The organism is Anaerostipes hominis (ex Lee et al. 2021), from assembly GCF_002270485.1.
Lineage (GTDB): Bacteria > Bacillota > Clostridia > Lachnospirales > Lachnospiraceae > Anaerostipes > Anaerostipes hominis.
In genome coordinates this window covers 1-655 of record NZ_NQOG01000073.1, presented here as the reverse complement: position 1 = coordinate 655, position 655 = coordinate 1, and the positions used below count along the sequence as shown (strand labels likewise).

The following is a 655-nucleotide window of genomic DNA, read 5'->3' as shown; positions in this document are numbered from 1 at the left end:
GCTCCTTTTAGCAGTTCCACCTCATTTAGGACTTTATATCCTGTGTGTTTGTGAGGACGAAGGAAATTGTAGTAAGCAACCCATAGAGCAAGGTCATAGTTGGCGCCGTCGATGTTGTCAAAGCCGTTCGTAGGTCTGTAAGAGACCTTGTATGTACGATTGAGCCTTTCAATCATCTGCTTGTATGGTCGGAATTCTTTTGACACTTCATCGTCGTTGGTAAGTCCAATTACCTGAGTGATGCTGAACTTAAATTTATCACCAAACTCATGGAAGAACTGCTGGGCAGCTAATGGATAGGCACTGTATCCATCCGCAATAAATTTAAAGTTTTTCGGAAGCTCTTTTAGATTTCGGAAAGCCATTCTCATCGCAAGGATACAGGGACCAACACCGCGATTATCAGAGATCCGGTATCCAATGATGGAACGTTTTGCAGCATCCATAATGAACCAGACGTAAGCTTTAAGACCACGGATTTTGATATAGGTTTCATCAGCCGTGAAGACGGATTCGGTGCCATAATCGTAATGATCGACAAAGGGTTTGATGCAAAGAGCTGCGGATTTACAGTAGTTGGCAATGCTCTGATGAGAGATAGTGATACCGTAAAGGTCATGGAGCGCCTGCTTAGTTTTCCTGAGAGAAAGTCCAA

The 655-nt window shown here is 43.5% G+C and carries 1 protein-coding gene; it reads right to left on the bottom strand.

What is annotated here, in order from left to right:
- On the bottom strand, positions 1-655 hold a 655-nt coding region (locus CI597_RS17580; protein WP_143266107.1), incomplete at both ends, for a DDE-type integrase/transposase/recombinase.